Here is a 26,813-nt window from a genome sequence, read left to right on the forward strand (position 1 = left end):
CCGCCACCGTCCCGCGATCATGCGCCGCTGGCCCGGAGGAAAGCCCTGAACAGGGACGAATCAGGGGCCGGACGTGCATGATCGCGGGACGTGGCGGGCAGGGTCGTACGATCGCAGCCATGAGCGGGCACGTGACGGGGGCGACTGCGGCGCTGGCCGACAGGCTGCCGAGCTGGGTGACACTGCTGCGCGCGCCGAACCCCGGCCCGATGACCCTCGACGGCACCAACACCTGGCTGCTGCGCGCGGCACCGGGTGACCCGGCGGTGGTCGTCGACCCCGGGCCGGCCGACGAGGGACACCTGGCGGCGATCGCCGCACACGGCCCGATCGGGCTGATCCTGATCACGCACGGCCACCCCGACCACACCGAGGGCGCCGCCCGGCTCAGCAAACTGCTCGGCGGGGTGCACGTCCTCGCCGTCGACCCGGCGCACGCCATCGGCGGCACGCCCCTGACCGACGCGCACCTGGGCGGCTTCGGCCTGGGCATCCGGCTGCTGGCCACCCCGGGGCACACCGCCGACTCGGTCTGCTTCCTGGTCGAGCACGGCGACGAACGCGCGGTGCTCACCGGTGACACTATCCTCGGCCGCGGCACCACGGTGGTGGCCCATCCCGACGGGCACCTCGGCGACTACCTGAGCAGCCTGGAGCTGCTGTCCGCGTACGCCGGAATCCCGGCGCTGCCCGGGCACGGCCCGGCGCTGGCCGACTGCGCCGCCGCAGCCACCTTCTATCTTGCCCACCGCCGGGCCCGGCTCGACCAGGTCCGCGCGGCGGTCGCCGCCGGCGCGCGGACACCCGCGGACGTGGTCGCGGCGGTCTACGCCGACGTGGACCGCTCGCTCTGGTGGGCTGCGGAATGGTCGGTCCGTGCCCAGTTGGAGTATCTGGGCGTCGACACCGGGGAATCTGCGCCTGGGGTCAGTGGGTTGGAGCACATGTGACCTGCCCGGTGTGCGGAACTGTCGCTGTCCCCGGCGCACGGTTCTGCCACAACTGCGGTGCCGCGCTGCCGGCCGCCGCCACGTTGCCGGCGGCCGAGCGTCGGGTCGTCACCGTGCTCTTCGGTGACCTCTCGGAATTCACGTCCTGGTCGGAGGACCTCGACCCGGAACGGGTCGGCGCGGTCACCGACCGGGTGCTCGCCTCCCTCGCGGGGGCGGTGAAGACGTTCGGCGGGCACGTCGACAAGCTGACCGGCGACGGGATCATGGCGGTCTTCGGGGCGCCGGTGGCGCACGAGGACGACGCCGAGCGGGCCATGCGGGCCGCCCTGTCCATGCAGCGGGCCGTCCGCCGGGTGCTCGACGACGAGCGCGGCGGCGGCGCACCGCTCGGCCTGCGGGTCGGCCTGAACACCGGCGACGTCATCGCCGGCATCCAGGCGGCCATCGAATACACGGTCATCGGCGACACGGTGAACACCGCCGCCCGGTTGGCCGACGCCGCCGCTGTCGGCGCGGTCTACGCCGGCGGGCGGACCGCCGCAGCGACCCGGCACGTCGCCTCCTGGCGGGCGCTGCGCCCGCTCCGGCTCAAGGGCAAGCGCGAGCCGGTCGAGGCGTACGAGCTGCTGGGCCTGCTGGACGCGCCGGGCACCCGGTCGGGTCTCGGCGACGAGGCGCCCTACGTGGGCCGGGAGACCGAGATCGGTCGGGTCGCCGGCCGACTCGCCGAGGTGATCGACCAAGGCGACCCGCGGGTGCTGCTGATGACCGCCGAGGCGGGCATCGGCAAGTCCCGGTTCGCCGCCGAGGTCGAGCGTCTCGCCGCCGGGTACGACGTGGGCGCCGGCCGGTACGCCGCGCACACCGGCGCCCGGGTGCTCTCGGTGCGTTGCGCCGCCTTCGGTGAGCGACGCAGGCTCGCGCCGTTGGCAGACCTGGTCCGCGCCGCGGTCGGTCTGCCCAGTGATGCGGCAACCGCGCTGACCCGGCCGGCTGTGGAGGAGCGGCTGCGCCGGCTCGGTCAGCGGCTCGCCCGCTCCGGCGGCGAGTCGCCCCCGATCGCCACCGACCAGCTGCTCGCCCTGCTCGGTTACGCCGAACTGCCCGCGCACGGCGGTGCCGACAACGGCGAGTGGGGCAGCTCCACCGCCTCGCCCGCCGATGCCGAGGCGGTGCCGAACGCGGTCGCCGACCTGCTCAGCGGGCTCGCCTCGGAGGCGCCCCTGGTCATCGTGGTGGACGACCTGCACGACGCCACCCCCGAGACCATCCGCGCTCTCGGGTTGGCGCTCTCCCGACTCACCGGTCCGGTGCTCGTGCTGCTGCTCGGCCGCCCCGAGCTGGTCCGTACCGCCGGCGCGCTGACCCGCGTCGCGGACGCCGAGGTGCACTCCCTGCCGCCGCTGCGCGGCGCCGACGCCGCCCGGCTGCTCACCAGCTACCTCGGCGGAGGGAAGCTGCCACCGGCCGACGCGGATCGGCTGCTCGCCACCGCCCAGGGCAACCCGTTCTACCTGGCGGAGCTGGTCACCCTGCTGATCGAACGCGGCGCGCTGACCGCGGAGCGGCAGGCGTCCGGTGACGGTGACCCGGCCACGCCGGCCGGCTGGCGCCTCGTGCCCGGTTCGCTGGGCAGCCGGCTGCTCTCCCGGGACCTCGCGGCAGTCCTCGCCGCCCGCATCGACGCGCTGCCACCGGACGCCCGTTCCGTCCTGCGGGACGCGGCGGTGGTCGGTGACACAGTGCCGACCGGCGCGCTGGAGGCGCTGCGCGAGCAGCGGGCCGGCCGCGACGGGAGGCCCTCGGCGGTGGTCGCCGTGGAGTTCGACCGGGCCGTCGAGGAGCTGCTGCAACGCCGCATGCTGCACCGCACCCGAGCCGGCTACGCGTTCGCCACCCCGCTCATGCGGGAGGCCGCGTACGCCGGGGTGAGCAAGGCGGAACTGGCCGAGCGGCACGCCGCGCTGGCCCGCTGGGCGGCGCCCGTCGACGGGGCTACGGCCGGCGCGGTGGGCGGGTTCACCGAAGAGGCACGCGACGACTTCGTCGCCGTGCACGTCCAGCGGGCCGCCACGCTCGCCGACGCGGTGAAACTGCGACCGGACGCGCCGGCCCGCGCCGTGGTCCCGCTCGGGATCGCCGCGCTCGGCCGGGCCGCCCGCCGGTCGCTGTCCGCCGGGGAGCCCGCGCTCGCCGTCGAGTACGCCGAACGCGCCAGCGAACTGGCCCGCGACGGGATACCGGCGATCGACCGGGTGGTGCACGCCCGTGCGCTGCTGCAGATCGGCCGGGTCGCCGACGCGCTCGCCTTCGCCGAGAAGATCGCCGCGAACGCGGGGGACGAAGCCACCCGTGCCAGCGCCCTGCTGCTCGCCGGGCAGGCCCAGCAGACCCTCGGCGACCAGGGTCGGGCGGAGGCCGCCTGGCAGGAGGCGTTGCAGGTGGCCACGGCCGGCGGGCTGCCCACGCTGCGCGCGTCCGCCATGCGTCGGCTCGGCATGGGCGACTTCGTGGCCGGCCGGCTCAGCCAGGCGAGCAGCCGGTTGGCCGCCGCGTACCAGGTCAGCCTCGGCGCGCAGGACCGGCGTGGGCAGGCCTGGTCGCTGCAGAACCTGGCCTGGGTGACCACGACCCGGGGTGACTTCGCCGGCACCGATGCCGTCCTCGGCCGGGCCGCGCGGCTCTTCGCCGAGCTGAAGGACCCGTACGGGCGGGCCTGGCTGCGGGGCACCACCGCGTTCGCCCGGCTGCTCGCCGGTCGGCTGCGGGAGGCGTGCCGGATGGCGCAGGTCTTCCTGCCCTTCGGCGAGCGGGTCGGCGAGGCGTGGGCGGTGGGCACGCTGCGCGCGGTCGCCGCGTTCGCCACCGCCGAGTTGGGCGACCTGGCCGAGGCCGACCGGGAGGCCCGCCGGGCGTACCGCGAGTTCGCCGCCGCGTCCGACGACTGGGGTCGCGGGTTCGCGCTCGTCGTCCGGGCCGTCGTCGCTCGTGGACTGGGCGAGCCGGAGCACGCGGCCGACCTGCTCACCGACGCCCTGGTGTACGCCGACCAGACCTCGCACCCGCTGCTCACCGGAATGGCGGGCACGCTGCGCGGCTTCGTGGCGCTGGACATGGGCGACCACGAGACCGCCGAGCAGGCCGCCCGGGCGGTGCTGACGGCCGTCGAACCGCACAACCCGCAGGCGCCGGCGCAGGTCGCGCCCCGGGTGCTGCTGGCCACCGCCCGGCTTGCCGCCGGTGACCCCGCGACCGCGGTCGGGCTGCTCGCCCCGGTGGCGACGGCCGCCGCCAACGCGCCCTCGCTGCTCTTCTCCCGCCGCCAGACCATGGCCCGGTACGCGTCGGCGCTGCTCGCGCACGGTCAGCGGGAGCAGGCGCTGGACTGGGCGAGACGGGCGGTCACCGCGCCCGCCGAGGACGTACGCAGTCAGGTGATCGCGGCGAGCGTGCTCGCCGAGGCGCTGGCGGCCTGCGGCCACTCGGCGGAAGCCCGGTCCTGCGCCGACGAGGCGGTCCGCCTCGCCTACGCCACCGAACAACGCAGCGAACGAGCAGCCGCAAAGTCCCTACAAGCCCGCCTGACCCTCCCCTAACCCCACTCCACCCACCCGGCCCCTACCCGGGCCTCCCGCGGTTGATCATGAAGTTGTTGCGCCGACGCGCCGGCATTGGTGGCAACAACTTCATGATCACCGCGCGGTGCGGGTGGGGCCGCAAGGGGTGGGGTGGGGCGGTTTTGGCGGTTCTGGGGATGTGGTGGTCGGGGCGAGGGGCTAGCGTGTCACCACCGTGCGGTGGTCCACAGTGGCGACCGTCGCCGTGCCTGGGGAGGCCATCATGAAGCTGCCGCGTTCCGTCGCGGGCTGGACCATCGCGGTCTTCGGCGTGCTGGCGCTGGTGATGGGCGCGGTCGGGTTGCTGTGGCCGGAGGCGCAGCTGCGTCTGCTCGGGTTCGAGGTGCCGGCGACTCGTGGCGCTGGCGACTACACCGGCACCTTCCTGCTGGCGTCGTCGATGGCGTCGTTCAACATGGGCGTCTACTACCTGCTCGCGACGGTCACCGAGTGGCGGGCGTTCTACCGTTTCACGGTGGTCTTCCGGCTGGTGACCTTCACCGTGTTCAGCATCGCCGTGCTGGCCGACATCGCCCCCGACCGGTTCTTCGGCGTGGCCGCGTGGGAGGGGTTGGGCGCGGTTGCCACGGCGATCGGACTGCGGATGGACGCCCGTCGGGGCACGCCGGCCGCCGTCGACACCGCTGCCGTGTCTCCCACTCCCGCCGCGTCTCCCGCCGCGGCGTCCGCTCCGCCTGCTCCCGCTCCCGCCTCCGCGCCCGCTGCGCCCGCCGCCTCCACGTCGGCCGATGCCGACGCGCCGGAAGGCACCGGAGAGGCGCCCGGCGCGGCCGGTGCCGCTCCGGCGGACGCGGCGCGCTGAGCCGCCGGCCGGGTTGGGTATTTTCGAGCGGTGACCGACACCCCGACCGGCGGCTTGCCGGTGCCGATCGTGCCCGGTCTGACTGATTTGCGGGTCTTTGCCCGAGGCGGCTACGCCACCGTCTACCAGGCCACCCAGATCTCGGTCGGTCGAGAGGTCGCCGTCAAGGTCGAGAACCGCACGCTGGACAGCGAACGCGATCAGGCCCGTTTCCTGCGCGAGGCGCGTGCCGCCGGGCGGATGTCGTCGCACCCGCACGTGGTGGACCTCTTCGACGTGGGCGTCACCGTCGACCAGCACCCCTACCTGATCATGGAACTCTGTGACGGGTCGTACGCCGAGCGGATGCGCAGCTCGCCGCTCGGCCCGGTGGAGGCCCGCGATCTCGGCATCAAGATCGCGGATGCGTTGGCGCACTCACACGGAGCCGGGGTGCTGCACCGGGACGTGAAGCCCGCGAACATCCTCTACTCGCACTTCAACTCGGCGGTGCTCGCCGACTTCGGGCTGGCCGTGCTGGCCGAGGCGCGCGACGCCTCGGTCACCCTGGAGGTGCTCACCCCGGCGTACGCGCCGCCGGAGATGTTCAGCCACAGCCCACCGTCGCCTGCCGTCGACGTGTACGCGCTCTGCGCCACCCTCTACGCGGTGATGCACGGCCGGCCGCCCCGCTGGCAGTCCGAGCGCAACCCCAGCCTGGTCACCGTGCTGGAGATGTTCAACCAGCCGCTTCCCGGCCTCCCGGGCGTACCGGACGAGCTCATCGACGTGCTGCGTCTCGGCATGGCCAACGACCCGGCCGAGCGGCCGTCCGCCCTCGAACTGCACGACCTGCTCGCCAACCTGCCGTTCGGCTCACCGTCCGCCCCGGTTAGCGGCGTCCCGACCAGCGGCTCACCGATCAGCGGCGCCCCGGTCAGTGGTGGCCCGAGCCGGTCCGGCCTGTACGGCACCGGCCAGCCAGCGCCCCGGCCGCCGGTCGAGGACTCCCGCCCCAGCGTTCCCGGCGGCCGGCGGTGGCGACGACGCTGGTTCCTCGGCGGCGCCGGGGTGCTGGCGCTCGCCGCCTCGGCCACCACCGGGGCCTGGCTGGCGAGCGGTGGCCCGCCGCCCGGCCCGTCCCCCTCGGTGACCCAGGTCGCGGCACCGGCGACCGGGCCGCTGCCCGGCTGCGCGTCAGGTGCCGGGGCGCCGACCGCGCTGCCCAGCGGCGCCCGTTGCCTGCCCGAGCTGGAGTGCTTCGGCCCGGTACGCATCCGCGGTGCCCGCGCCGAGGCGGCCCGCGTCCCGTGCGACGGCCGGCACACCTGGGAGACGTACGCCGAGGGCATCCTGCCGGTGCAGCTCGTCGGCGCGGCCTACGACGAGGTGATCGCCGCCGAGCCGGTACGACAGGTCTGCAGCGCCACGACGTTCCGACTGACCACGGAGATCGCCGAGCCGGTCGGCTGGCACCTGGAGGTGTTGCCGCCGGTGGACGGCAACGTCGACCGGGTCTACCGGTGCCTGGCGGGGCGGGGCGTCGACGCGCTCACCGCGCCCACGCTCACCGGTCGCTGAACCCGCCGCGCGCCCGTCCCCGGTCACGCACCGCACGCAACGCGTCCCGGCTGTCCAGGGCGTCGAGCGTGTCGGCGTCGATCCCGTACGGCATCAACTCCGGCGGTGCGGTGGCGTGTGGCTGGTCCGCCGGCTCCGGTTCGGCGCGCTGGCGGACGGCGGACACGGCGACCGCGGCGACCATGGCCAGCAGCACGCAGAGCAGTGCGAGAACCACGCCGAGAAGGTCCTGCCGGCGCAGAACGACAAGCAGGGCCAGCAGCGCGACGGCACCCGGCGCCGCGACCGCCGCCACCATCCGCGCATCGATCCTGGACAGTCGACTCACCCCTCCAGCATGTCGCGGCCTGGCCCGCTGTCAACCGGAGAGGCGATCCGCCGCGCCGATCAGTGTTGATCGAACGGACCATCCGACCTGACCGGTCGGCGTGCACACGCAGTGGACTCGTCTCGCTACTCTCGGTGTTCCGCAGGCTGCTCCGTCAGCGAGGTCGCCCATGAACGTACGCAGTTCCCAGTCCCGGCTCCGCTCGGTCGCGTCGACACTGGCGGTCGCCCTGACCCTCACCCTCTCCGCCGCCGCCGGCTGCGAGAGCCGCAAGGAACCGGACCTGCCGTCGGTGCAGGAGAAGTTGCGCGAGTCGCACATCTACGGGCAGTCGAAGCTGCGTATCGGCGTCGCCACCAACGAGCCGTTGATGGGCGACCTCCGCAACGGCCAGCACGTCGGCTTCGACGTCGAGATCGGCAGGTACATCGCCGCGTCCCTCGGTTACCAGGGCGAGCAGCAGTTGGAGTTCGTGTCGGCGGCCACCGAGGACCGGATCCCGTACCTGCAGGGCGGCACCGTCGACCTGGTGATCTCCAGCTTCTCGATGACCGAGGAGCGCAAGAAGCTGGTCAGCTTCGCCGGGCCGTACTTCGTCACCACGCAGGAGGTGTTGGTGCCGGTCCGGCTCAAGGACAGGATCCGCACCATCGAGGACCTGCGCGACCCGGCATACAAGGTCTGCACCACCGGCGGCTCCACCACCGAGGCCGAGCTGGAGAAGCGCCAGGTCAAGGCGCTTGTGGTGAAGGACGTCTGGGACTGCGTGACAGGCATCCGCGCCGGCCGGTACGACGTGGTCAGCTCGGACGAGACGATCCTCGCGGGCTTCCTGGCCACGTACCCCAAGGAGTTCGAGATCGTCGATCTGCCCTTCGGCACGAGCGAGCTGTTGGGCATCGGCGTGCCGATCGGCGATCCGGCGCTGCGTGACCTGGTCGCCTTCTTTCTGCAGAAGAGCTACCAGCAGGGCCGCAACGGGCAGGCCAGTCCGTGGCTGACGGCGTACAACCGGACCCTGGGCCCGTGGCTGCGCGTCGAGAAGACCCAGCCACAGCCACTTGAGGTGCCGAAGCTTGTCGACTTCGACGACAAGGCGCCCCGGCGGTGAGCACGGTGCCGACCACCACCGGCGACGCGAGCCCCGGTGGCACGGTGCCGCCGCCCCGGCCCGCCGTGCCGACCGACCACGTCGAGGTGGACCCCGGCGGGTGGCCGGCCGGTGTGCCGCGGGCCGAACCCGCAGTGCCGGTCGCCGACGTCGAGCAGGTGCCGGTGCGGTGGGATCCGGCGGAGCGGCGGGCGCGGGCCAGCCAGTCGTTCTGGACGGCGGTCGTGGGCGTACCGGCGATCTTCTCGGTGCTCCGGCTCGGCGTCGAGGCGGGTGGGGAGCTGCAGACCACGCTGCTGCTGGTCGCCAACGTCGGGCCGGTCAACCTGCTCGCGGGCTTCCTGACCACCGCGGCTCGACTGCTCTCCACCGGGCTGGTCGCCGTCTTCGCGCTCGGCGCGGTGCTGGCCGTGAGCGTGGACCGACTGCCGCCGGGCACCCGTCGCCGCCCGCTCTTCGCCCGCTGGGCGGACCTCACCCCGGCCTGGGTGGTGCTGGCGAGCTTCCTGCTCGCCCTGCTCACCTGGCCGCTGCTCTACCTGCCGCTGCTGCTGCCGGCGTTCGCTGCCGCGTTCCAGCTTCGTCCGGACCGGCTGCACGAGTGGGTCGTACCCCGGTTGGCGGCGATCGTCGCGCTGCTCGCCGGGTACGGCTGGCTGCTGCTGCCGACGCTGCGCGACGCGGCCGGGCAGCGCGAGCTGCTGGTGTTCGCACTTCTCGTGGTGCCGCCGGTGTTGGCGCTGTTCATCGCCGGGCCGCTGCCCGGCATGGTGATCCGGCCGCTGGCGTCGCTGACCGAGGTGGCGGTGCTGGCCATGCTGGTCTGGGCCGCGCTGCCGGTGATCAGCACACCGGTGCTCCCGCTCACCGTCACCACCGTGGGCGTCGAGAACGGCCCGACCGAGGACGTCCGAGGGCACGTGGTGACCACCGACGACGTCAACATGGTGATCCTGCAGGAACGGGGCGGAGTCCGGTACGTGCCGGTAGACCTCGTCCGCGCGCAGGTGCTCTGCCCGAGCGAGGAGGAGTTGCCCCGGCACCGGCTGCGGATCCACGACTTCCACATCGAGGACTCGCTGCTGGAGGGGTTGGGCCGCCGCGTCCGCCCGGTGCACCGCATCGACGCGGCCTGCCGCGCCCCCGGCTGAGGTTAGTAGGACTTGTCCTGGCCGAGGACGTGCTGGGCGACGAAGTTCAGGATCATCTCGCGGCTGACCGGGGCGATCCGCCCGGCCCGGACCGCGCCGAGCAGGGTGGCCACCCCGTATTCCGTGGTCATGCCCGCCCCGCCGAGGGCCTGCACTGCGGTGTCCACGGCGAGGGCGGCGGCCTCCCCGGCCGCGTACTTGGCCATGTTGCCGGCCACCCCGGCCTCCAGGTCGCGGCCGGCGTCGTACAGGGTGGCCGCCTTCTGGATCATCAGGCGGGCCAGCTCCACCTGCACCGCCGCGTGGGCGAGCGGATGCGCCACCCCCTGGTGCGAGCCGATGCTCCGGCCACCCCACACCTTGCGGGTGGCGGTGTACTCGGTGGCCCGCTCGATGGCGTACCGACCGGTGCCGGCGCCCATCGCGGCCACCGTGATCCGCTCCGGGTTGAGCCCGGCGAAGAGCGCCGGCAGCCCGGCGTCCAGGGATTCGCCGACCAGCGCGTCGGCGGGCACCCGCACGTCGTCGAGGTAGAGCAGGAACTGGTTCTCCGGAGAGACGATCTCCATGTCCAGCTTGGACCGGGTCAGCCCCGCCGCGTCGGTAGGCACCAGGAACAGCGCGGGCTTGAGCTTGCCGGTGGAGGAGTCCTCGGTCCGGGCCACCACCAGGACGTGCCCGGCCTCGTCGACCCCGGAGATGTAGCACTTGCGGCCGTTGAGCAGCCAGTCGTCGCCGTCGCGGCGGGCCACCGTGCCGAGCCGGTGGAAGTTGGAACCGGCCTCCGGCTCGGTGATCGCGAAGACGATCTTCGCCGAGCCGTCCGCGAGGCCGGGCAGGTGCCGTTTGCGCTGCTCCTCGGTGCCGTGCCGGGCGAGCACCGTCGCCGCGATGGCGGGGGAGACCACCAGCAGCAGCAGCGGGCACCCCGCCGCCGCCAGCTCCTCGCAGACGATGGCCAGCTCGGTGATGCCGCCGCCCCCGCCGCCGTACTCGGTGGGGATGTTGACCCCCAGATAGCCGAGCCGTCCCGCCTCGGCCCACAACTCGGTGGTGTGCTCACCGGCCTTCGCCTTCTCGACGAAGTAGCCGTGGCCGTACCGGCGGCCCAGCGCCCGCACGGCGTCGCGGAGCTGGTCCTGCTCGGGGGTGAGGTCGAAGGTCATCGGGGGTCCTCCTCGGGGTTCGACGGCGTCGGGTCGTCGCTTGCGGGGGAGCCGTCGATGACGGCCAGGACGGTGCCGGTGCGCACCTGAGCGCCGGCCGGCACCGGGAGTTCGATGACCACCCCGTCGGTCGGGGCCAGCACCTGATGTTCCAGCTTCATCGCTTCCAGCGTGAGCAGTGGTTCGCCGGCCGTGACCCGCTGGCCGACCTGCACGTGCACCCGGGTCACCGCGCCGGGCAGCGGCGCGAGCAGCGACCCGGCCGCCACCGCCGCCGTGGGCAGCGGGAGGCGCGGCAGCTCGACGAGGCTCGCCGCCCCGTCCGGGCCATCCACGAAGATCTCCGACCCCACCCGGTGTACGCGGTACGCGCGCCGAACGCCGTCGACGTCGAGCGCCACCCGGTCCGGGGTGACCTCCGCCAGCGCTACCGTCGGCGGCTTCCCCTCCAACGCCACCGTGTCGCCGGGCGGCGCTGCGGACCAGTCGGCGAGTCGGCCGGTGCGGTCCAGTCGGTAGCGGACCTCAATCTCGCCGTCCGGGCCGGTGAAGCGGCTGACCTGCGGTACGGCGGGCACGTTGCGCCAGCCGGAGGGCAGCCCGCCGAGCACCGGCGCGGTCGCTCGGCGTTGGGCCGCACCCGCCAGCGCGGCCGCCAGGGCGGTCAGCGGAAGCTGATCGGCGGGCAGCAGCGGCGCGAAGACCTCGGGGTGCCGGTCCAGGAAACCGGTGTCGATCTCCGCAGCCGCGAACTCCGGGCTGCGCAGCACCCGGACCAGCAGATCGCGGTTGGTGGCCACCCCGTGCAGCTCGGCACGGGCCAGCGCGCCGGCCAGCGCGCGGGCCGCCTCGGCCCGGGTCGGCGCCCAGGCGATCAGCTTGGCGAGCATGGAGTCGTAGTGCACGCTCACCTCGGAGCCCGTCCCGACGCCGGAGTCCAGCCGCAGGCCGGCGTGCTGGAGGCCACCGAACTCCCGGTCCACCCCCGGCACCGCGAACCGGCGCAGCACACCTGTCGCGGGTCGCCAGCCCTGCGCCGGGTCCTCGGCGCACAACCGCACCTCGATCGCGTAGCCGCGTACACCCGGCTCGTGCAGGTGCTCCGGCAGCGGCACGCCCTCGGCGACGAGCAGTTGCCACCGGACCAGGTCGAGCCCGACGGGCCCGGTCAGCTCGGTGACCGGGTGCTCCACCTGCAAGCGGGTGTTCATCTCGAGGAAGAAGAACTCACCGGTCGGAGCCAGCAGGAACTCCACAGTGCCGGCGCCCACGTAGTCGACGGCACGTCCGGCGGACACCGCCGCCTCGTGCAGCGCCGGACGCAACTCCTCCGGGAGCACCCCGGGGGCCTCCTCGATGATCTTCTGGTGTCGGCGCTGGATCGAGCACTCGCGCACCCCGAGGGCGGCCACCGTGCCGTGCGAGTCGCCGAAGATCTGCACCTCGACGTGCCGACCACGCTCGACGTACCGCTCGATGAAGACCGTGCCGTCGCCGAACGCGGCAGCCGCCTCCCGGCTGGCGCCGGCGACGGCCTCCGCCAGCTCGTCCGCGGACCGCACGATCCGCATGCCCCGGCCGCCGCCGCCAGCGGACGCCTTCACCAGCACCGGGAAGTCGGTGACCTCGTCGGCGTCGGTCCAGCTCGGCAGCATCGGCACGCCCGCCTCGGCGAGCAGCGCCTTCGCCGCCAACTTGTCGCCCATCGCGGCGATCACCTTGGCCGGCGGCCCGATCCAGGTCAGCCCCGCGTCGGTCACCGCCGCCGCGAACTCGGCGTTCTCGGCGAGGAAGCCGTAGCCGGGGTGGACGGCGTCCGCGCCGGCCTTGCGGGCCGCGTCCAGGATCAGATCCACCCGCAGGTACGTCTCGGCCGGTGAGCTTCCCGGCAGGCGTACGGCCAGGTCGGCCTCGGCGACGAACGGCGCGTCGGCGTCCGCGTCGGAGTACACGGCGACGGTCTGCACGCCCATCGCGCGGCAGGTGGCGAAGACCCGGCGGGCGATCTCGCCCCGGTTGGCCACGAGCAGTCTGTTGATCATGAGTGGCCTCTCTACATCCGGAAGACGCCGAAGCCGTCGGCGCCCTTCACCGGTCCGTTGTGGATCGCCGAGAGGCAGAGCCCGAGGACGGTGCGGGTGTCCCGAGGGTCGATCACCCCGTCGTCGTAGAGCCGGCCGGAGAGAAACAGCGCCCCGGACTGCGACTCGATCTGCTGCTCGACCATCATCCGCATCGCCGCGTCGGAGTCCTCGTCGTAGTCGCGCCCCCGAGCTGCGGCGGCCTGCCGGGCCACGATCGACAGCACCCCGGCGAGCTGCGCCGGGCCCATCACCGCCGACTTCGCGTTCGGCCAGGTGAACAGGAACCTCGGCTCGTACGCCCGGCCGCACATGCCGTAGTTGCCGGCCCCGTACGAGGCGCCCAGGTTCACCGTCAGGTGCGGCACCGTCGAGTTCGACACCGCGTTGATCATCAACGCGCCGTGCTTGATGATGCCGCGCTGCTCGTACTCGGTGCCGACCATGTAGCCGGTGGTGTTCTGCAGGAAGATCAACGGGGTGTCCGAGGCGTTCGCGAGCTGGATGAACTGGGCCGCCTTCTGCGCCTCCGCGCTGAACAGCACCCCCCGGGCGTTCGCCAGCACCCCCACCGGGTACCCGTGCAGCTCGCCCCAGCCGGTGACCAACGCGTCCCCGTACGCCGGCTTGAACTCGTCGAAGTCGCTGCCGTCCAGGATCCGGGCCAGGACCTCGCGGGGATCGAACGGCACCTTCAGATCGGCGCTGACGATGCCCAGCAGCTCCTCCGGGTCGTACTTCGGCGGCTGCGGCACCGCCGTACGCGGCGACGGCCCGTGCTTGCGCCAGTTGAGCCGGCGGACGCACTGCCGGGCCAGGCGGATGCCGTCGCGCTCGTCCTCGGCCAGGTGGTCGGCGAGGCCGGACGTGCCGGCGTGCATCGCCGCGCCACCCAGCGACTCGTCGTCGGTGACCTCACCGGTCGCCATCTTCACCAGCGGCGGCCCGGCCAGGTAGACCTGCGACCGGTCCCGGATCATGATCACGTGGTCGGACATCCCCGGCACGTACGCGCCACCGGCAGTGGCGTTGCCGAAGACCACGCTGACCGTGGGGATGCCCGCCGCCGAGAGCCGCGTCAGGTCCCGGAACACCCGACCACCCGGGATGAAGATCTCCGCCTGGGTGGGCAGGTCCGCCCCGGCCGACTCGACAAGGTTCACCATCGGTAGCCGGTTGGCCAGGGCGATCTCGCCGGCCCGCCGGGTCTTCGCGAGCGACCACGGGTTGACCGCGCCGCCGCGTACCGTCGGATCGTTGGCGACGATCAGGCACTCCACGCCCTCGACCACGCCGATGCCCGTGACCACGCTGGCCCCGACTGGGAAGTCCGTGCCGTACGCGGCGACCGGCGACAACTCCAGGAACGGGCTGTCGGCGTCCACCAGCAGCTCGATCCGCTCGCGGGGGAGCAGCTTGCCGCGCTTGTGGTGCCGGGACACGTACTTCTCGCCGCCGCCCGCCCGGGCCTGGTCCAGCGCGGCGTCCAGCTCGGCCAGCCGCTCCAGCAACGCCGTCCGGTTCGCGGCGTACCCCGGTGCGGCGGGGTCCACCCTGCTGTCCAGTGTGGTCACAGGCCCATGCCCTTCGCGATGATCTCGTTCATGATCTCGGTGGTGCCGCCGCCGATGCCGAGGATCCGGGCGTCGCGGTAGTGCCGCTCCACCTCGGCGTCCCGCAGGTAGCCGAAGCCGCCGTGCAGTTGCAGCGCCTGGTCGACGACCTGGTCGCAGGCGGCCACCGCGACGTTCTTCGCCATCGCCACCTCCGTCACCACCGGCTCGCCCGCGGCCACCCGGACGGCCACCTCGTGCACGTACGACCGGGCCGCCTCGGCCCGCGTGTGCATCTCGGCCAGCCGGTGCCGGACCAGCTGCCGGCTGGCCAGCGGACGCCCGAAGGTCTCCCGGTCCCGGCACCAGCGCACCGCCAGCTCGACACAGCGCTGCGCGGTCGCGTACGCCTGGGTCGCCAGAGACAGTCGCTCGGCGGCGAAGTGCTGCATGATCGCCAGGAAGCCGGTGTTCTCCGCGCCGATCCGGTTGGCCACCGGCACCCGCACGTCCACGAACGACAGCTCCGCCGTGTCCGAGCAGTGCCAGCCCAGCTTCTCCAGTCGGCGCCCCACCGTGAACCCGGGCGACCCCTTGTCGATGACGAGCAGGGTCAGTTCACCGCTGCCGGGAAAGTCGGTGCACACCGCGGTGGTCACGAAGTCCGCCCGATGACCGCTGGTGATGTACGTCTTCGACCCGTTCACCACGTAGTGCTCGCCGTCGCGGCGGGCGGTCGTACGGATGCCGGCGACGTCGGAGCCGCCGTCCGGCTCGGTGATCGCCAACGCGCCGATCATCGTGCCGGCCAGGGTGGGCCGGACGTACCGTTCGATCAGGCCGCCGTCGGCCGGCGACGGGGTGCCGCCGAGCCGGCCGCCCAGCGACCCGCCGGTGCGGGCGCCGGCCGCGGCGACCATGTGCGGCAATGCGATGCCGTGCGTGAACAGGGCCGCCACCAGGCCGGACGAGCCGCCAGCGCGGATCAGCTCCTCCGTCACGATGATCGAGTCGAGCAGGTCACCGCCGCTGCCGCCCACCGACTCGGGAAAGCCGATGCCGAGCAGGCCGAGCTTCGCGGCGGTCGCGTGCAGGGCCCGGGGGACCTCGCCGGCCCGCTCCCAGTCGTCCAGGTGCGGCAGGACCTCCCGGGTCACGAAGGCCCTGGTCAGCTCGCGCAGCTGCCGCCGTTCGGGGGTGTCCACGATGCTCATCGCGCCACCCCCGTCAGCACCTCGGCGGGCAGGTCGACGATCCGGGCGCGCAGCAGCTCGCCGAGCGCCTTGGCCTGCGGGTCGAACCGGGTGGACGCGGCCACCCCGGCCCCCAGCAGACCCTCGATCACGAAGTTGGCCGCCCGCAGGTTCGGCAGCTCGTAGCGCCGCACCGACAGCGACGCCGTCTCCGGCAGCAGCTCGGCCAGCCGCTCGACTGTCAACCAGGCGCGCAGCCACGCGTACCCGGCGTCGGTCCGGGCCCAGACGCCGAGGTTGGCGTCACCGCCCTTGTCGCCCGAGCGCGCGCCGACCAGTTCGCCGAGTGCCCCGCGCCGGGTCGGGCCGTCGACCGCCGCGCCGCCGCCCGGCACGGTCTCGTCCCGCACCGTGGGGGCGGTACGGACCGGCGGGGCGATCGGCACCCGTTCACCGCCGGGCCGGACCGCGACGTGCGCCACCGCGTCCTGCGGCACGGTGTCGGCGGTGAAGACGCCGTACGGTGTCGCGTCGCCCGGGAGGGTGGTCAGCGTGCAGCCCGGGTAGGAGGCCAGGGCCAGTTCCACCGCGGCGGCCGAGAAGGCCCGCCCGGCCCGTGCCTTGTCGCCGTCGCGCAGGTGTACGTGCAGCAGGGCGCTCGCGACCTCGGTGTCGGCCGCGTCCGGGTGGTCGGTGCGGGCGAGCGTGAACTCCAGCCCGTCCTTGCCCACCGCCTCCTCGATCTGCCCCCGCACCAGGGCCGCCTTCGCCTCGATGTCCAACCCGCAGAGGACGAACGTCATCGAGTTCCGGAAGCCGCCGAGGTTGTTGACGCCGACCTTGAGCGTCGCCGGCGGCGGGGTGCCCCGGACGCCGAAGATCCGGACCCGGTCCGGCCCGTCGGGGCGCAGCGTCACGGAGTCCAGCCGGGTGACCACGTCCGGTCCCAGGTACGCCGGCCCGCCGATCTCGTAGAGCAGTTGGGCGGTGACGGTCTCCACGGTGACCGCACCGCCGGTGCCGGGATGCTTGGTGACCACGGATGAGCCGTCGGAGTGCACCTCGGCGATCGGGAAGCCGGGGCGGTGCCCGCCGTCGGGCAGTTCGGTGAAGAAGCTGAAGTTGCCGCCGGTGACCTGGGCGCCGCACTCCAGGAGGTGCCCGGCGACTGTCGCCCCGGCCAGCTCGTCGAGATCGTCGCGACCCCACCCGTACCTGGCGATGGCCGGGCCGACCACCAACGACGCGTCGGTGACCCGGCCGGTGACCACCACGTCCGCGCCGGCGTCGAGGCAGGCGGCGATCCCGAACGCGCCCAGGTACGCGTTCGCGGTGAGCGCGTCGGGCCGCCGGAGCGCGTCGCCCTCGACGTACCCCACCTGGGCCGACAGGCCCAGACGGCCGGCGAGCGCCTCGATGGCGGCGGCCAGGCCGGCCGGATTCAGCCCGCCGGCGTTGGTCACGATCCGCACCCCCCGGTCGAGGGCCGTGCCCAGGCACGTCTCCAGCTGACGCAGGAACGTCTTCGCGTAGCCGAGGTCGGGGTCGCGCAGCCGGTCCCGACCGAGGATCAGCATGGTCAGCTCGGCCAGGTAGTCACCGGTCAGCACGTCCAGTTCGCCGCCGTCGAGCATCTCCCGCCAGGCCGTGAACCGGTCGCCGTAGAAGCCGGAAGCGTTGCCGATGCGGATCACGCCGTGACTCCGCGTCGGCTCGACGGTTCGCGCCCGGTGCCCGGCGGGCCGGCGAACGCCTGCGCCACGTCGAGCCACTCGTCGGCGACGGGGCCGCTGGCCAGCAGGGCGAGGTCCGCGCGGTGGCGGCGGCGGGTGACGAGCAGGCAGAAGTCCAGGAGGGGACCGCTCAGGCGGTCGGCGGCGTCCGCCGGGCCCCAGGTCCACGTCTCCCCGCCGGGTCCGGTCAACTCGACCCGGACCGGTGCCGCCGGTGCCGGTCGGCCGTGGGCGGCGAATCCGTGCCCGAGAGTACGCACACCGAGGTGCGCCACGTGCCGGAGGCGGTCGGTGGCGGGGCGGACGACACCGAGGGCGTCGGCCACGTCTTCACCGTGCGCCCAGGTCTCCATGATCCGGGCGGTCGCCATCGACGCGGCCGACATCCGGGTGCCGTACCAGGGCAGCTTCTCGCCGGCCGGGACCGCGAGGAGCGCGTCGTTGAGCGCCGCCCGTCCGGCCCGCCAGCGGGCGAGCAGGTCGGCGGGCGGGGCGAGGAACGCCTCGGCGCCCGCGTCGACCATCCGGTTCGGGTCCGGCGCGGCCGTCACCGTCGCGTAGAAGGCGTCGGCGTCGGTGGCGGCCAGCAGGGCCACGTGGTCGGTCCAGGCGAGGTGGGCGATCTGGTGCCCGATGCTCCAGCCCGCCGCCGGGGTCGGGCGGGCCCAGTCGGCCGCAGGCAGGGGCGCCACCAACGCGTCCAGGTCGGCGGACTCGGCGGCCAGATCCGCGAGCAGGTCACTGAGGTCGACCATGATGCCTCCGGTCGGTGCTGGGCCGGTGTGGCCGGGGTCAGGGCGTGAGGAGGGTGGCGAGCTGGCGTTTCCAGGTGGCGAGCAGGGCGGCGCGGCGGGCCGAGTCGTCGCTGAGCAGGTTGGCCACCCCGAGCCCGCGCAGCAGGTCGAGGGTGGCCTGCACGGCTTCGCGGACGCCGGGACGGCGCTCGTCGACCCCGAGCAGGGCGACGGTGAGGCGGTGCATCTCCCGGCCGACCGTCGCCTCCAGCGGGACCAGGGCGTCGCGCAGCTCCTGGTCGGTGCGGGCGGCCACCCACAGTTCGAGCGCGGCGACGAAGAGTGGCCCGGTGAAGGCCACCCCGAGCAGGTCGATCACGCGGTCGAGCCGCTGCGGGCCGGCCGGCAACGCCTCGGCCTCGGTGCGCAGCTCGTTGGCCCGGCGCTCGGCCAGATGGGCGACGGCGGCCGTGACCAGCGCGGCCTTGGTCGGGTAGTGGTGCAGCTGCGCACCCCGCGAGACACCGGCCCGCGCCGCCACGACTGTGGTCGTGGTGCCCGACCAGCCGTGATCGATCAGGCAGTCGACTGTCGCCTCCAGCAGGCGGGCCTGGGTGGCACGACTGCGTTCCTGCTGAGGAACACGCGTCGCGCCGGCAGATGTCGATGCGGCGGACGTTGATGTGGCGGACGTTGATGTGGCGGACACGGCAACAGCCTGCGGCCTCCGAAACAAACAGTCAAGACTGACTTTTTATGGCCGAGTCGGCGGCCGTGCTCCGGTCGAGCCGACCTCGACTGCCCTACCCGTGCCCTGTCGAGCTGCCCCACGAGTGGGACGGCGGCGGTGCGCCATCTGCCCCTTCCCGTGCCCTGTCGAGCTGCCCCACTCCTGGGGCAGCTCGACAGGTAGGAGAGCGGGTCCACGGGCCTCAGCTGACTCGCCGGATCAGCGGCTATCTGCGCGGCGAGGGATGCGCCGCGTTGAGGGGACGTGCGGGGTCGAGGACACGTGCACGGCCGAGGAAACGTGCGGGGTCGAGGGGATGTGCGGCGTCGGATCGGTGGGGGTCAGCGGCCGTCGCGCGGGCCGAAGACGGCGAGGGCGTCGGCGTCGCTGTGCTGGGAGCGCAGGTACTCGTCGGCCCAGGCGGCGGCGTCCGGGTACGTCGACTCCGCCGCCACCCGGGCGCAGGCCGCGTCCACGTCGAAGGCGGTGCGGCGCAGCTGTACGCCCGGCCCGAGCAGCGCCCACCACGCGCCCGCACCCCCGTACGGCATGCCGACGCTGCCCGGATTGACCACCAGGCGCCGGTCGACCAGCCGGGTGAACGGCATGTGGGTGTGGCCGCAGACCACCGTCCCGACCTCGGCGGGCAGGCCCGCGAACACCTCCTCCCAGCGCGCCATCCGGGAGTCGACGAGCACCACCTCCTCGTCGTCGCGGGGCGTCGCGTGGCAGAACAGTGTCGGCCCGAGGCCGTCGATCTCCACCGTCACGGTCGCCGGCAGCGCGGCGAGCCGGGCCACCTGATCGTCGCGGAGCTGCCCGGCCGCCCAGTTGGACACCTCGAAAGCGGCGGGCCGTCCGGCCCGCGCGTCAACCAGCTCACGTTCGCAGTTGCCGCCCACCCAGCAGACCCGGTCACCCAGGTCGGCGAGCACGTCCAGCACCTCGACCGGCTGTGGACCGGAAGCGATGTCGCCGGTCAGCACGATGAGGTCGGCGGCGGCGACGTCCGGCTCGGCCAGGACGGCCTCCAGCGCGGGCAGTACGCCGTGGATGTCGGAGAGCACCGCAACTCTGTTCACCATGGCCCCACCCTCACCACTTCAGCCGCCGCGAGCCAGCATTTCTGCGCCGGGCAGACGAAACGTCCCCGCCTCCCGTCGATGAGGGAAGGCGGGGACGGGACGTACCGCTCAGACGCGGGCGCGGCGGGCCAGGCGCTCCGGGTCCAGGATGATGATGCTCTTGCCGTCCAGCCGCAGCCAGCCGCGCGAGGCGAAGTCGGCGAGCGCCTTGTTCACCGTCTCCCGGGAGGCGCCGACGAGCTGGGCGATCTCCTCCTGGGTGAGGTCGTGCGTCACGCGCAGCACGCCGCCGTCGCGCGTGCCGAACCGGCCGGCCATCTGGAGCAGGTTCTTCGCGACCCGGCCCGGCACGTCCGTGAAGATCAGGTCGGCGAGCGAGTCGTTGGTCCGGCGCAGTCGCCGGGCGAGCACCCGGAGCAGCTGCTCGGCGATCTCCGGGCGGTTGTTGAGCCACGGCCGCAGTGCCTGCTTGCGCAGCCGCACCAGCCGGGTGTCGGTCACCGCGGTGGCGGTCGCCGTACGCGGACCCGGGTCGAAGAGCGACAGCTCACCGACCATGTCCGACGGCCCCATCACCGCGATCAGGTTCTGCCGGCCGTCCGCCGCCCGGCGGCCGACCTTGATCTTCCCGGACAGCAGGATATAGAGGCTGTCGCCGGGCTCGCCCTCATTGAAGACGATCTCGCCCTTGCGGACCTCGATCGTCTCCATCTCCTTGGCGAGCGCCTCGGCAGCTTCCGGGTCGACACCCTGGAAGATCCCGCTGCGGGCCAGTACCTCATCCATCGCGCACCTCCGGTTACGCGTGCCGTCCGTCGGCCGGGGCCGCCGTCCGCTGATCCCCTCGCGCGCCGCCAAGTCTAGGCGCATGTGAGCACGAATCAGAGGTCGGCCCTGGAATCTTGATCGGTGGGCGTAACCTGCCCGACGTGCTGAGCGACCCGACCCTGACCAGCCGCGCCGAAGACGGGCGGCACATTCCGCTGCTCGTCTGGCGGCCCAACAGGCCCCTGCGAGCGGTCAGCAGCGGCCCGCTCGGCGGTGGCGTCGGCGTCCGGCACTGGGTGCTGAACGCGACAGTGCCCATGTCGTACGACCGGGACGACCCCGCCGCCCACCTGACCGCGCTCGCCGCGGACCTGGCCCTCGACGGGCCCGGGGTGGGCCTGCTGACCGGCGTCGACGTGACCGAGGTGGTCGCCCGGACCGACAGCGGCGTGCGGGTCTGGGCGACGGTCGGGCTCGGCACCCCGGTGCCCGCCGCCGCGCCGGAACCGGCCGCCCTCGCCCAGCGGGTGGGCACTGTCAACATCGTGGTGTACGTGCCGGCCCGGCTCGCCGACTCGGCCCTGGTCAACGCCGTCGCCACCGCCACCGAGGCGAAGACCCAGGCGATCGTCGAGCTGGGGTTGCCCGGGACCGGCACCCCCACCGACTCGGTCACCGTGCTCTGTCCGGTGGACGGCCCCGCGGCCGCGTACGGCGGGCCGCGCTCCACCTGGGGCGCCCCGCTGGCCCGAGCCGTGCACGCCGCCGTACGCGCGGGCGGGGACCGGCCGGTGGTGCCCTGGTCGGACCGGGTGAACGGCTGAACTTCCGACCGATCGGCCCTCGTCGGCGCGTTGAGCGGCCGGTAGGGTCGCGGACGATGTACGCTACCGCCCCCCTCGCGTCCCGCCCGTTCCGCCGCGTCGCCATCGGCCTCGCGGCGCTGCTGGCCGCCCTGCTCGTCGCCGGCTGTGCCGACAGCGGGGAGGCCCCGGTGTGGCAGCCCGGCGCCGGTGGTGGTGGCACCGGAGCGCCGGTGAGCACGGCCGGCCCCAAGGCCAGCGGCGGTGCCTCGGCGTCGGGCGGGGGCGGCGCCATCTCGCTCTCCGCGACCGGCGACATCATCATGGGCAACGCGCCGAGCCGGCTGCCCGCCGCCGGCGGCAAGGGCTTCTTCGACTCGGTCAAGCAGGCGCTCAAGGCCGACCTGGTGATGGGCAACCTGGAGGAGCCGCTGACGGTGGACACCGGCACCGGCAAGTGCGGGGCCAACTCGACCCGCTGCTACCAGTTCCGGGCCCCGCCGGAGTACGCCGCGCACCTGCGCGACGCCGGCTTCGAGGTGCTCAACCAGGCCAACAACCACGGCTACGACTACGGGCCGAAGGGCTACGAGAACACGCAGAAGGCGCTGGAGAAGTACGACCTGAAGCACACCGGCGCCCCGGACGAGACCACCGTGGTCGACGTCAAGGGCGTCAAGGTGGCCGTGGTGGGTTTCTCGTCGTACGTCTGGTCCAACAGCCTGGTCGACATCGCCAAGGCCAAGACGGTGGTCGCCAAGGCAGCCACCATGGCCGACCTGGTCGTGGTGCAGGTGCACATGGGCGGCGAGGGCGCGGACAAGACCCGGGTGAAGCCGGGCACCGAGATCTTCCTGGGTGAGAACCGGGGGGACCCGGTCAAGTTCTCGCACGCCATGATCGACGCAGGCGCGGACCTGATCGTCGGGCACGGGCCACACGTGCTGCGCGGCATGGAGTTCTACCAGGGCCGCCTGATCGCGTACAGCCTGGGCAACTTCGCCGGCGGTAGCAACACGTTGATCAATACCGGCCGGCTCGGCTGGGGCGGGGTGCTCAAGGTGTCGCTCAAGCCCGACGGGAGCTGGGCCGGCGGCTCGTTCACCTCGACGTACATGAACTCCGCAGGCAAGCCGACGATGGACCCGGACGACCGCGGCCTGGGCCTGGTCACCGAGCTGAGCCGCGCCGACTTCCCCAAGGGTGGGGCCCGGTTCGACGGGCAGGGCAGGATCACCGCGCCGACGGCGGGTTGACCCGAGGAGGAACGTCCGGGGCGCGACGTAGGCTGACCGTCGTGACCAGTAGCTCTCCCGGTGCCAGCGAGACCGACCTCGGGCGCACACGTCGTGCCCGCAAGATCGGCCGGGTGCTGGCCGAGACGCACCCCGACGCGCACTGTGAACTGGACCACTCCAACGCCCTGGAGCTGGCCGTCGCCACCATCCTCTCGGCGCAGTGCACCGACAAGAAGGTCAACGAGGTCACCCCGAAGCTCTTCGCCCGCTACCCGAGCGCCCCCGCGTACGCCGGGGCCGACCGGGGCGAGATGGAGGAGCTGATCCGGCCCACCGGCTTCTACCGCAACAAGACCGACTCGCTGCTCAAGCTGGGGCAGGCCCTCGTCGACAGGTACGACGGTCAGGTCCCCGGCCGGCTCGTCGACCTGGTGACGCTTCCCGGGATCGGCCGCAAGACCGCCAACGTCATTCTCGGCAACGCCTTCGACGTCCCCGGCATCACTGTCGACACGCACTTCCAGCGGCTGGTGCACCGGTGGCAGCTGACCACCGAGACCGACCCGGTCAAGATCGAGCACGCGATCGGCGCGCTCTACCCGAAGCGCGACTGGACCATGCTGTCGCACCGGATCATCTTCCACGGGCGACGGGTCTGCCACGCCCGCAAGCCCGCCTGCGGGGCGTGCACGCTCGCGAAGCTGTGCCCCTCCTACGGCACCGGCCCGACCGAGCCGGCCGCCGCCGCCAAGCTGCTCAAGGGCCCCCGCGCGCGTGACCTCGCGGTGGCCGCCGGGGTCGACCCGGAGCTGGTGCCGGCGCAGGCGGTCGCCGCGGAGGTGCCGTGAACCGCCGCCTCGCCCTCGCCGTCCTGCCGCTGCTGCTGGCCGTTGCCGGCTGCACGGGCAACCCGGCCGACGACGCACCAGCGACCCGCCCGGCCGCGGCCGAGCGGCCATCCCCCTTCCGGGACTGCGCCGCCCTGAGCACGGCACCCACGGCCGGGGCACCCGGCTCCGGCCCGGCGACCCCTGCGTCGCCCGGTTCGGGCACAGCGGCCTCTGGCACGTCCGGCACGCCGACCCCCACCGCCGGTGGGCAGCAGCTGCCGGAGCTGACGCTCTCCTGCTTCACCGGCGGGGCGCCCGTCGCGCTGCGCGACGTGGCCGGGCCGGCCGTGATCAACGTGTGGGCCTCCTGGTGCCCGCCGTGCCGCAAGGAGTTGCCCGCTTTCCAACGCCTCAGCGAACGGGCCGCCGGTCAGCTCCAGGTGGTCGGGGTCAACAGCCGGGACAGCCGCAGCGGCGCCCAGTCCATCGGTGAGGACTTCGGCGTCCGGTTCCCGATCCTGGTCGACCAGGGCGAGGCGCTACAGCGCGAACTGAAGCGCAACGCCATTCCGCTGACCCTCTTCGTCGACGCGCAGGGCCGCATCCGGCACATCGACGCCACCGGGGCCCTCGATGACGCCCAGATCGCCAAGCTGGTCCGCCAGCATCTCGGCCTGACGGTGCCGGCATGACCCGCCGACCGCCGGAATGGATCGAGCCGTTGCTGACCCGGCTGGGCACCGCCCGCGCCGAGGACTTCACCCGGCTGACCACCCCCTCCGAGGGCGGCCGGGAGAGCGCCGTGCTGGTGCTTCTCGGTGAGCAGCCCGACCTCGGCCCCGACGTGCTGGTCCTGCAACGGGCCGCCACCCTGCGCAACCACGCCGGTCAGCCGGCCTTCCCCGGCGGGGCGGCCGACCCGGAGGACGCCGACGTCCGGGCCACCGCGCTGCGCGAGGCGAACGAGGAGGTCGGCCTCGACCCGGCCAGCGTCACCGTGCTTGCCGAGCTGCCGAAGTTGTGGATCCCGGTCAGCGACTTCGTGGTCACCCCGGTGCTGGCCTGGTGGCACGACCCGCACCCGGTGCACCCGGCCGAGCCCGCCGAGGTGGCGCACGTGGCGCGACTGCCGGTCCGCGAGCTGGTCGACCCCGCCAACCGGCTGCGGGTCCGCCATCCCAGCGGCTGGGTGGGGCCGGCGTTCTCGGCGCGCGGCATGCTCGTCTGGGGCTTCACCGCCGGGGTGCTGGCGACCCTGCTGGACATGGGTGGTTGGGCCCGCCCGTGGTCGCCCGGCCGGCTGGTCGATCTGCCGCCCACGGGGGCCACTCCCGCGCCGTCGGCCGGCACCGAAGACGTCGACGAGACCGCCCTGCGCTGACCACGCGGTCACCTTCCGCAAGCGGTGGTCATCCGGCGGGCGCACTGCCCGTACGCTGGACCCCGTGTCCGTCGTGGATCTCGTCCTGCTGCTGCTCATGCTCGTGTTCGCGATCAGCGGATACCGCCAGGGTTTCGTCATCGGCATCACGTCGCTGTCCGGCTTCTTTCTGGGGCTGCTGCTCGGCCTGCAACTCGGGCCGCTGTTCGCCCGGCAGTTCGTCGACGCCGGCACCCGGGTGCTGATCTCACTGGTGGCGATCTTCGGGTTGGCAGTGATCGGGCAGGCGCTCGCCGGCTGGCTCGGCTCGCACCTGCGCAAGACGATCACCAGCGACGTGGGTCGGCGGATCGACGACATCGGCGGGGCGTTCGTCTCACTGTTCGCGGTGCTCCTGCTGGCCTGGCTGGTCGCCGTGCCGCTCGGGTCGTCGTCGGTGCCCTGGCTCGCCTCCGCGGTGCGCAACAGCGCGCTGATCGGCGTGGTGAACGGGGTCCTGCCGGAGGAGGCGCACCGCCTCTCCACCGCCCTGGAGGACACCGTCGACACCGACGGGTTCCCGGACGTCTTCGGTGGTCTCACGCCCACCCGGGCCCGCCAGGTCGACCCGCCCGACCCGGCGCTGGCCGGCTCGCAGGTGGTGGTCAACGGTCAGCGTTCGGTGGTCAAGGTGCTCGGCTCCGCGCCCAGCTGCTCGCGCCGCATCGAGGGCTCCGGCTTCGTGTACGCCGACGACCGGGTCATGACCAACGCCCACGTGGTCGCCGGCACCCGTTCGGTGGCGGTGGAGCTGGGCGGGGAGCGGTACGACGGTCAGGTGGTGGTCTACGACCCGAACCGCGACCTGGCGGTGCTGCTCGTGCCGGGGCTGCCCGGCCCGTCGCTGCGGTTCGCCGCCGGCAACGCGGGCAGCGGCTCGGACGCCATCGTGCTCGGCTTCCCGCTGGATGGCCCGTACAACGCGCAGTCGGCCCGCGTTCGTGACGTCGACAAAATCAAGGGGCCGGACATCTACTCCTCCGGCGACGTCACCCGGGAGATCTACACCATTCGTGCGCTGGTGCGCAGCGGCAACTCCGGTGGACCGCTGCTCTCGGCCAACGGTCTGGTGCTCGGCGTGATCTTCGCGGCGGCGGCGGACGACCCCAACACCGGGTTCGCCGTGACCGCCGCCGAGGCCAGGCCGGTGGCGCTGGCCGGGGCCGAGCGCAACCGGGCCGTCGCCACCGGCGAGTGCACCTGAGCGGTGCGCCGGATCAGGTCCGGGCCGTGGCGGCCATCGGCAGCTTGGCGCGTCCCCAGCGCAGTCCCCGGTCCAGCACCGCCCGGGCCATGATCGCGACGCAGGTGCCGCCGTTGATGAAGGACGCCACCACGTCGCTCGGGTGGTGCATCCCCCGGTACATGCGGGTCAGCGCCACACCCACCGGCACCAGCAGCAGCGTCCACCAGGCGACCTTCGCTCCCGTGCTGCGTGCCCGCAGGGCCATCAGCACCGCGATACCGACGTAGAGGGCCACCGCCGCCGAGGTGTGCCCGGACGGAAAACTCGACGTGGGCGGCGAGGTGTCCATGTGCTCCACCGCCGGCCGCTGCCGGTCGATCACCATCGTGGTGAACAGGAACACCAACGCCTGGGCGGTCACCGCCGCGCACAGGAACAGCGGCTCCCGCCAGCGCTTGAGCCAGAGTCGCAGCACCAGGGCCACCAGCACGGTGACCACGACGATCATCTGGGTGCTGGCCAGCGTGCTGAACACCAGCGAGACGTCGTTCCAGCCGCCGGTGCGGTCACCCGCGAACTCCCGATTCACCGAGTCCTCGACGGTGAACGGCCAGGTCCGTTCGAACACGCGGGTGATCAGCACCCCGAGCAGCACCATGAAACCGAACAGGAGGGACACCGGCAGCAGCACCCGCCGGAGGATCTGGACCACGGTGTCGGACATGAGCCGGCCAATACCCGATCGACGTC

Annotated in this window: 22 protein-coding genes and 1 pseudogene; 12 read left to right on the forward strand and 11 right to left on the reverse strand. The window is 73.4% G+C overall.

The window, feature by feature from the left end; genetic code table 11:
• Positions 1 to 119: 119 nt before the first annotated feature.
• The 4 genes and pseudogenes from AB0B39_RS18955 (at position 120) to AB0B39_RS18970 (ending at position 6,953) form a co-directional block, all read left to right on the forward strand.
• Complete coding sequence (locus AB0B39_RS18955) at positions 120 to 950, forward strand: MBL fold metallo-hydrolase (RefSeq protein WP_357498108.1); 831 nt, start codon at positions 120 to 122, stop codon at positions 948 to 950.
• Positions 947 to 4,549, forward strand: a complete 3,603-nt coding sequence (locus tag AB0B39_RS18960) for an adenylate/guanylate cyclase domain-containing protein (protein ID WP_357498110.1) — start codon at positions 947 to 949, stop codon at positions 4,547 to 4,549. Before AB0B39_RS18955 ends, AB0B39_RS18960 begins: the two co-directional genes overlap by 4 nt.
• Positions 4,550 to 4,793: 244 nt before the next feature.
• Positions 4,794 to 5,171: pseudogene (locus tag AB0B39_RS18965) on the forward strand (hypothetical protein); the annotation flags it as partial.
• 252 nt (positions 5,172 to 5,423) lie between these two features.
• Entirely contained in the window at positions 5,424 to 6,953 is a 1,530-nt protein-coding gene (locus AB0B39_RS18970; RefSeq protein WP_357498112.1) for a serine/threonine-protein kinase, read from the forward strand.
• Here the strand turns inward: AB0B39_RS18970 and AB0B39_RS18975 are convergent.
• The gene (locus AB0B39_RS18975) at positions 6,940 to 7,281 is read right to left on the reverse strand and encodes a hypothetical protein (protein WP_357498114.1); all 342 of its coding nucleotides are present in this window, start codon (positions 7,279 to 7,281) and stop codon (positions 6,940 to 6,942) included. The genes AB0B39_RS18970 and AB0B39_RS18975 overlap by 14 nt on opposite strands.
• A gap of 169 nt (positions 7,282 to 7,450) precedes the next feature.
• Between AB0B39_RS18975 and AB0B39_RS18980 the strand changes: the two genes are divergently transcribed.
• Both AB0B39_RS18980 and AB0B39_RS18985 read left to right on the forward strand, forming a co-directional pair.
• Entirely contained in the window at positions 7,451 to 8,392 is a 942-nt protein-coding gene (locus AB0B39_RS18980; RefSeq protein ID WP_234583280.1) for a transporter substrate-binding domain-containing protein, read from the forward strand.
• Entirely contained in the window at positions 8,389 to 9,543 is a 1,155-nt protein-coding gene (locus tag AB0B39_RS18985) for a hypothetical protein (RefSeq protein WP_357574942.1), read from the forward strand. The genes AB0B39_RS18980 and AB0B39_RS18985 overlap by 4 nt, the downstream gene beginning before the upstream one ends.
• A 2-nt stretch (positions 9,544 to 9,545) precedes the next feature.
• On the opposite strand, the gene AB0B39_RS18990 is transcribed toward AB0B39_RS18985, so the two are convergent.
• From AB0B39_RS18990 to AB0B39_RS19030, 9 genes are all read right to left on the reverse strand, one after another.
• The gene (locus AB0B39_RS18990; RefSeq protein ID WP_357574943.1) at positions 9,546 to 10,709 is read right to left on the reverse strand and encodes an acyl-CoA dehydrogenase; all 1,164 of its coding nucleotides are present in this window, start codon (positions 10,707 to 10,709) and stop codon (positions 9,546 to 9,548) included.
• Entirely contained in the window at positions 10,706 to 12,751 is a 2,046-nt protein-coding gene (locus tag AB0B39_RS18995; RefSeq protein ID WP_357574944.1) for a biotin carboxylase N-terminal domain-containing protein, read from the reverse strand. Before AB0B39_RS18995 ends, AB0B39_RS18990 begins: the two co-directional genes overlap by 4 nt.
• An 11-nt stretch (positions 12,752 to 12,762) precedes the next feature.
• Positions 12,763 to 14,364 carry a carboxyl transferase domain-containing protein gene (locus AB0B39_RS19000; RefSeq protein WP_357574945.1) on the reverse strand — a complete coding sequence of 534 codons (1,602 nt, stop codon included), beginning with the start codon at positions 14,362 to 14,364 and terminating at the stop codon, positions 12,763 to 12,765.
• Positions 14,361 to 15,557 carry an acyl-CoA dehydrogenase family protein gene (locus AB0B39_RS19005; protein ID WP_357498126.1) on the reverse strand — a complete coding sequence of 399 codons (1,197 nt, stop codon included), beginning with the start codon at positions 15,555 to 15,557 and terminating at the stop codon, positions 14,361 to 14,363. The genes AB0B39_RS19000 and AB0B39_RS19005 overlap by 4 nt, the downstream gene beginning before the upstream one ends.
• Entirely contained in the window at positions 15,554 to 17,230 is a 1,677-nt protein-coding gene (locus AB0B39_RS19010; protein WP_357574946.1) for an acyclic terpene utilization AtuA family protein, read from the reverse strand. Before AB0B39_RS19010 ends, AB0B39_RS19005 begins: the two co-directional genes overlap by 4 nt.
• Entirely contained in the window at positions 17,227 to 18,024 is a 798-nt protein-coding gene (locus tag AB0B39_RS19015) for a TIGR03084 family metal-binding protein (RefSeq protein WP_234583286.1), read from the reverse strand. The genes AB0B39_RS19010 and AB0B39_RS19015 overlap by 4 nt, the downstream gene beginning before the upstream one ends.
• A 37-nt stretch (positions 18,025 to 18,061) precedes the next feature.
• Positions 18,062 to 18,712, reverse strand: coding sequence for a helix-turn-helix domain-containing protein (locus AB0B39_RS19020; protein WP_357574947.1), 651 nt, complete (start codon positions 18,710 to 18,712; stop codon positions 18,062 to 18,064).
• A 362-nt stretch (positions 18,713 to 19,074) separates the two neighbouring features.
• Positions 19,075 to 19,818 carry a metallophosphoesterase family protein gene (locus tag AB0B39_RS19025; RefSeq protein ID WP_357574948.1) on the reverse strand — a complete coding sequence of 248 codons (744 nt, stop codon included), beginning with the start codon at positions 19,816 to 19,818 and terminating at the stop codon, positions 19,075 to 19,077.
• Positions 19,819 to 19,926: 108 nt separating this feature from the next.
• Entirely contained in the window at positions 19,927 to 20,604 is a 678-nt protein-coding gene (locus AB0B39_RS19030; protein WP_007466162.1) for a Crp/Fnr family transcriptional regulator, read from the reverse strand.
• A gap of 143 nt (positions 20,605 to 20,747) precedes the next feature.
• Here AB0B39_RS19030 and AB0B39_RS19035 point away from each other — a divergent pair, with 143 nt between their 5' ends.
• From AB0B39_RS19035 to AB0B39_RS19060, 6 genes are all read left to right on the forward strand, one after another.
• Positions 20,748 to 21,410 (forward strand): adenosylcobinamide amidohydrolase, encoded by a 663-nt coding sequence (locus AB0B39_RS19035; protein WP_357574949.1) that lies wholly within the window; start codon positions 20,748 to 20,750, stop codon positions 21,408 to 21,410.
• A gap of 56 nt (positions 21,411 to 21,466) precedes the next feature.
• Positions 21,467 to 22,645, forward strand: a complete 1,179-nt coding sequence (locus AB0B39_RS19040) for a CapA family protein (protein WP_357574950.1) — start codon at positions 21,467 to 21,469, stop codon at positions 22,643 to 22,645.
• 41 nt (positions 22,646 to 22,686) lie between these two features.
• A complete protein-coding gene (gene nth / locus AB0B39_RS19045; protein WP_234583291.1) occupies positions 22,687 to 23,475 on the forward strand; it encodes an endonuclease III in 789 nt (262 codons plus the stop codon).
• Positions 23,472 to 24,149, forward strand: a complete 678-nt coding sequence (locus AB0B39_RS19050; protein ID WP_357574951.1) for a TlpA disulfide reductase family protein — start codon at positions 23,472 to 23,474, stop codon at positions 24,147 to 24,149. The genes nth and AB0B39_RS19050 overlap by 4 nt, the downstream gene beginning before the upstream one ends.
• Entirely contained in the window at positions 24,146 to 24,838 is a 693-nt protein-coding gene (locus AB0B39_RS19055) for a CoA pyrophosphatase (RefSeq protein WP_357574952.1), read from the forward strand. Before AB0B39_RS19050 ends, AB0B39_RS19055 begins: the two co-directional genes overlap by 4 nt.
• Positions 24,839 to 24,902: 64 nt before the next feature.
• The gene (locus AB0B39_RS19060; RefSeq protein WP_234583294.1) at positions 24,903 to 26,081 is read left to right on the forward strand and encodes a MarP family serine protease; all 1,179 of its coding nucleotides are present in this window, start codon (positions 24,903 to 24,905) and stop codon (positions 26,079 to 26,081) included.
• Between the two features lie 13 nt (positions 26,082 to 26,094).
• Here AB0B39_RS19060 and AB0B39_RS19065 read toward each other — a convergent pair whose 3' ends face one another.
• Positions 26,095 to 26,787: a phosphatase PAP2 family protein gene (locus tag AB0B39_RS19065; protein WP_357498141.1), complete on the reverse strand. Its 693-nt coding sequence runs from the start codon at positions 26,785 to 26,787 to the stop codon at positions 26,095 to 26,097.
• Between the last annotated feature and the right edge of the window lie 26 nt (positions 26,788 to 26,813).

Source organism: Micromonospora sp. NPDC049114 (genome assembly GCF_040648635.1).
Classification (GTDB): domain Bacteria; phylum Actinomycetota; class Actinomycetes; order Mycobacteriales; family Micromonosporaceae; genus Micromonospora.

Excerpts from the sequence above, each read along its gene's own strand:
- AB0B39_RS18955 (WP_357498108.1), top strand. The coding sequence starts at position 120 with ATGAGCGGGCACGTGACGGGGGCGACTGCGGCGCTGGCCGACAGGCTG.
- AB0B39_RS18980 (WP_234583280.1), top strand. The coding sequence starts at position 7,451 with ATGAACGTACGCAGTTCCCAGTCCCGGCTCCGCTCGGTCGCGTCGACA.
- AB0B39_RS18990 (WP_357574943.1), bottom strand. The coding sequence starts at position 10,709 with ATGACCTTCGACCTCACCCCCGAGCAGGACCAGCTCCGCGACGCCGTG.
- AB0B39_RS18995 (WP_357574944.1), bottom strand. The coding sequence starts at position 12,751 with ATGATCAACAGACTGCTCGTGGCCAACCGGGGCGAGATCGCCCGCCGG.
- AB0B39_RS19005 (WP_357498126.1), bottom strand. The coding sequence starts at position 15,557 with ATGAGCATCGTGGACACCCCCGAACGGCGGCAGCTGCGCGAGCTGACC.
- AB0B39_RS19015 (WP_234583286.1), bottom strand. The coding sequence starts at position 18,024 with ATGGTCGACCTCAGTGACCTGCTCGCGGATCTGGCCGCCGAGTCCGCC.
- AB0B39_RS19025 (WP_357574948.1), bottom strand. The coding sequence starts at position 19,818 with ATGGTGAACAGAGTTGCGGTGCTCTCCGACATCCACGGCGTACTGCCC.
- AB0B39_RS19030 (WP_007466162.1), bottom strand. The coding sequence starts at position 20,604 with ATGGATGAGGTACTGGCCCGCAGCGGGATCTTCCAGGGTGTCGACCCG.
- AB0B39_RS19040 (WP_357574950.1), top strand. The coding sequence starts at position 21,467 with ATGTACGCTACCGCCCCCCTCGCGTCCCGCCCGTTCCGCCGCGTCGCC.
- AB0B39_RS19055 (WP_357574952.1), top strand. The coding sequence starts at position 24,146 with ATGACCCGCCGACCGCCGGAATGGATCGAGCCGTTGCTGACCCGGCTG.
- AB0B39_RS19065 (WP_357498141.1), bottom strand. The coding sequence starts at position 26,787 with ATGTCCGACACCGTGGTCCAGATCCTCCGGCGGGTGCTGCTGCCGGTG.